This is a genomic window from Pseudomonas sp. RW407, assembly GCF_003176655.1.
GTDB lineage: Bacteria > Pseudomonadota > Gammaproteobacteria > Pseudomonadales > Pseudomonadaceae > Pseudomonas > Pseudomonas delhiensis.
Genome location: NZ_QGSL01000077.1, coordinates 1 through 910 on the forward strand (window position 1 = coordinate 1; position 910 = coordinate 910).

1 protein-coding gene is annotated in these 910 nt (G+C 68.9%); it reads right to left on the reverse strand.

The annotated features are described in order from the left end of the window. The coding region (locus tag DK254_RS06525; RefSeq protein WP_146219574.1) for a filamentous hemagglutinin N-terminal domain-containing protein at positions 1-880 on the reverse strand (880 nt) is incomplete at its 3' end. Between the last annotated feature and the right edge of the window lie 30 nt (positions 881-910).

Below are 910 nucleotides of genomic sequence, written 5' to 3' on the forward strand. Positions count from 1 at the left end.
CCTGGGCCAGTTCCAGCTTGCCGTTGGCGTCGATGCGGATGTCGCCGGCGCTGGCCGCCATGTTGCCGGCCAGTTTCACGCCCACGCCCTGCTCGGTGCCCACCAGGCGGATGGTGTTGGCGTACATGCCGCCCAGGGCCGCGCTGTCGATGGCCAGTTGCGGCTTGGCGCGGCCGTCGTCGGCCTTGGCGCTGGCGGCCAGGGTCTCGGCGTCCACCTGGTTGCGCCCGGCCACCACGGTGAGCTGTTTGGCGTACAGGTCAGCGTTGAGTTTGGCGCTGCGGGTAATCAGCTCGAACTGGTCGAGGTTGCTGGCGTTGAGCCCGGCGCCTTCGATGGCGATTTCGCCGCCATTCACGTCGTAGCCCTGCAGGCGTTCGCCGGCCAGGATCGGCTTGCCGGTGGTGAGGGTGGCGCGCGGGGTGTTGATGAAGCCGCAGCCGTTGCAGGTGATGCCATTGGGGTTGGCGACGATGACGTGGGCGCCCTGCCCCGCCACCTCGGTGTAGCCCTTGAGCTGCGAGGGGCTGCCGCCGGTAACCTCGTTGAGGATCTTCTGCGCCGCCTGGCCCTTGAGGTTGGGGTTGCCGAGGATGCGTCCGCCCAGCTGGGTGCTGGCGGTCTTGCCGGTGGCGTTGTTGAGGATCAGGCCCTGCTGGCCGACGTTGTAGTCGCTGAACCGGTTATGTGAGAGCCCACTGCCATTGGGCGTGGCGATGTTGACGATGGGTACGCCGTTGCCCGCCGCGCCGAGCTGGGTGTTGCCAGCCGCCGCCGCATCCACCGCCAACTGGGCGGCGGTCGCGACTATGGGGTTGAGGAACAGGAGGCCGGCCAGGGCGCTGGCGATGGCCTGCTGGAGGGGGCGGCGGATGTCCATATCGGGGGGCTCGCGCGGGGGTGGTGATTG